3 protein-coding genes are annotated in these 3,460 nt (G+C 63.9%); 2 read left to right on the top strand and 1 reads right to left on the bottom strand.

Translation table 11 applies throughout. The features are described 5' to 3' along the window. Positions 1-361 precede the first annotated feature (361 nt). Entirely contained in the window at positions 362-1,009 is a 648-nt protein-coding gene (locus ACZDWJ_RS19640; RefSeq protein ID WP_463523861.1) for a hypothetical protein, read from the top strand. A gap of 8 nt (positions 1,010-1,017) precedes the next feature. On the opposite strand, the gene ACZDWJ_RS19645 is transcribed toward ACZDWJ_RS19640, so the two are convergent. Then, positions 1,018-1,503, bottom strand: coding sequence for a hypothetical protein (locus ACZDWJ_RS19645; protein ID WP_463523863.1), 486 nt, complete (start codon positions 1,501-1,503; stop codon positions 1,018-1,020). Between the two features lie 297 nt (positions 1,504-1,800). Between ACZDWJ_RS19645 and ACZDWJ_RS19650 the strand changes: the two genes are divergently transcribed. Then, a complete protein-coding gene (locus ACZDWJ_RS19650) occupies positions 1,801-3,024 on the top strand; it encodes an exonuclease domain-containing protein (RefSeq protein ID WP_463523865.1) in 1,224 nt (407 codons plus the stop codon). Positions 3,025-3,460 lie beyond the last annotated feature (436 nt).

The raw sequence follows: 3,460 nt of genomic DNA on the forward strand, positions 1-3,460 counted from the left end.
CATGAGAGAGATCCTTCCAACGAATCAACTCTCCGGACATCCCGGGGCGGTTCAGACCGCTGCAAGAAGTCTTAACTTTCTCATGCTTGACCCTAAGCCTCAGAACTTCGACAGCACCAGCGTTCGATCGATGAACTTTTCCGATGCTCCTCGACGGGCGAGCCGGATCTCCTGGAACTGCGGGGCTCACTCAGCGCTACGGGTCGTGCGCGGATCCGGACGCGTCCTCCGCGGCGTAGCCCTCGGCTGTCTCGAAGAACCGCGCTTCTGATTCCACCACTCAGTCGCGCAGGCGTGGCGGATCCGACTCGCAGTAGCGGGCCGGTCCGTTCTGTCGGCGCAGGTGTCTACGTTGTCGCCGGTGAACTGGGACCAGTGGGCAACGGCCCTCATAGGCCTGATGGGCGCCGTGATCGGGTCGGCTGCAGCCTTGCGAGCTCAACGAGTTCAACTAGGCGAGACAAGGCGATCCGACTCTGAACGCGAACAGAGGGATGCGGTCGCGGAAGTCATCGTACGTGCCGCTAATCTTGACCTTCGAGCGCACGAGATGACTCTGCTGGCGACCAACGCCGGCTCGTTCACCGGAAGCGCTTCGAGGATTCTCGGCATCATCCGGCCGCTCGACTATGCAGACATCTTTGACAAACTTAATGTCGAGGTGACGGCATTGCACAGGGCAGCCGCGCGCGTCTGGCTTTCTGCCGACGGAAATACGGTGCGGCTCACCAACGCTGTCGCCATGGCGTCCACCTCTGTCATAGAGGCACATACAGTAAGCAAAGATCCGTGGCTGATTCATATGATTAAGGTCGCGCTCTTCGGACGCGCTCCTCGCGACGCTGCTACTGTCCGAGACGCGCGCGAGGCCCTCGCTTGCGCACGCCGAGAACTAGTCGAGCACGCGCGCCAGTGGCTGGATCTTGAGGAGCTTGATCCATTCGAGCTTCCGGCCTCTCAGAGTGACGAAGCCCGCGCGACGGTCGCATCGGCAGCTCGCCGCGACTAGTTCGCCCTTCAGCCGGACCAGATGATCGTGCCCAGGGCCGCGCAGAACGTCCCGACGGCGATCGACAAGACGGTGATAACCGTGGTGAAGGTCGGAAGGCGGGGCGCCGGTGGCTGTGTGACGTCCAGGCGCCTCCGTTGCGCGAGTATGTCGAAGGCAGTCGGCGCACCTCTGATCGCGTCATCAAGATCGAGGCAGTCGCGCCGCATGGCGTCCTCCAGCGCGATCCCGATCCCGTAGGTCGCCCGCATGATGGCTGCATGGCGCTCATTCACAAGCGCGACTGCAACCGCAATTGCACCACCGAGGAGAGCAGGCGCGGCCGCGACGAACCCACGGACGCTCGGCGTCAGCGCGGCAGAGATCGCGGCAAGGGTGGAGGCGGCCCCGAGCCCAAGGGTGAGAAGTTTGTGCCTCCATTCAAAGAAGATGTTCGCTACCTCAAGGTTCCGCTCGAAGTACCAGATGAGGGTTTGATTGGGCCCCGGCGTCATGCCGGAAGTACAACATTGTTCAGGCACGGCCACACGCCATCGGTCCGTCGAGACCCGTGTCATCGCTTCGGCGATGCACAGCTAGGCGAGTTGTCCGGCGGTGCCCGGGACTGGCAGAAACACGCGTCCGGCCGCGGTCAGCCAACGGGTCGGTTGGCAACCTTGCACGCCACGGGCCGAGGGCGGATCGGCGGCTTTGCGGTGGTGGCTCTCGAGGAGAACCGACTCATTCAAAAACGAGCGGAGCATGTCGCCGCTGCCCTACCGTGACCGGCACGTCACTCCACTGGAGGCAACATGTCGGGTTATTCGGTCATTGATCTGGAGACCACCGGACTCTTCCCCCAGAAGCACGACCGCATCATCGAGATCGGCGTCGTCAGCGTCTCCGAGGACGGGGAGATCATCAGCGAATGGTCGACGCTGCTGAACCCCGCTCGTGACGTCGGGCCGACATCGATCCACGGCATCACGGCACGCGATGTTCTTGATGCCCCGTCGTTTGAGGAGGTGGCGCCTCACATCATCGGGCTGATGCGGGGGCGCACGATCGTCGCCCATAACTCCCGTTTCGACACTCAGTTCCTCGACTACGAGTTTGAGCGGGCCGGGCTGGGCACGCGGGCACCGACGCCTGCACTGTGCACCATGCAACTCTCGGCGAGATACCTGCGCGGTGCCTCTCGCAAGCTTCGGGACTGCTGCGCGGCGGCGAACATCACTCACGTCGACGAGCACACAGCACTCGGAGATGCCCGCGCCGTCGCAGGCCTTCTCGCCTTCTACATGGCCTGCAGCGCTCGGCCTGTCCCCTGGCACGCGACCAACAGCACAGCCCGCGAACACTGGTGGCCGTCGTTCGACATCGTTCCCTCCGAGATCCCGACCAGGCCTCGTGTCGGGAAAGCCCGCCGGCCCGACGCATGGCTGGACCGCATCAGCTCCCAACTTCCACGCAACCCCGAGCCCCGGGTGGAGGCCTACCTCGACGTGCTCGAGAAGGCGATGCTCGATGGGTACCTCTCCGCGCACGAGGAGGAAGCCCTCGTGGAGGTCGCCCTCGAACTCGGCCTTCATCGTGACCAGATCGCCGCGGTGCACGCCACATTCCTCGACGCCATGGCGATCGCCGCATGGGAGGACGGCATCGTCACCGACGCAGAGATGGCTGACCTCACCAGCGTCGCGGCGATGCTCGGACTGCCCAGCGGGCTGGTGCGGATTGCAGTTGTTCGGGCACAGCGATTCGCAGGCCGCCCGTCCGACAGCCCGGCGTTCCGCCTCCAGCCCGGCGATCAGATCGTGTTCACCGGCGAGCTCTCAGTCCCGCGCACGCAGCTGGAAACAATGATCAGCGAGATCGGGCTTGTCGTCGGAAATGTCACCAAGAAGACGAAGCTCGTCGTCGCCGCAGACCCCGACTCCGCAAGCGGCAAGGCCGCCAAAGCCCGCACCTACGGCATCCCCGTCGTCACCGAGGCCGCCTTCGCCCGGCTGCTGGACACCATGCCCACACGCTGACGCCCGGAACCTGTCCGGTCAGCCCGTTCATTGAGGTCAACGGATTCGTGATAGCGAGCGTCGACGACAGCGGCAAGCTGTCTGGCCCAAGAGTTCGGGCAGATCTGCACAGCGATATGATCCACCCTGACGGCGATGATGAGCTCCGTTGACGCTGGGACCTCGACAAGTCGCTCGCGAGCAGTCGAAGGGCCGTGACCCAAGACAGAGCGATAGTGGCCAGCGCACGATCCAATGGGACATGAGATGGACTGCCTCGGCGTTGGGCATGAGAAGGACTCGGCTCCTCGCCACGACGGCGTCCCGAGATGTTGCACTCACAACAGAATCTTCTCGCCCTCGGAGCCCAGCCGTGCACGACAAACCCCCGACCCCTCTCACCGGGACTGCTGCACGATCAGGTGACAGGTTGGGTTAGGCCGCCTGGGTGGCGGTT

The sequence above is a fragment of the Nocardioides sp. B129/18 genome (assembly GCF_055282735.1).

What these genes read in the sequence shown, in the direction of transcription:
- ACZDWJ_RS19645 (WP_463523863.1), bottom strand. Translation starts at nt 1,503, where the DNA reads ATGACGCCGGGGCCCAATCAAACCCTCATCTGGTACTTCGAGCGGAAC.
- ACZDWJ_RS19650 (WP_463523865.1), top strand. Translation starts at nt 1,801, where the DNA reads ATGTCGGGTTATTCGGTCATTGATCTGGAGACCACCGGACTCTTCCCC.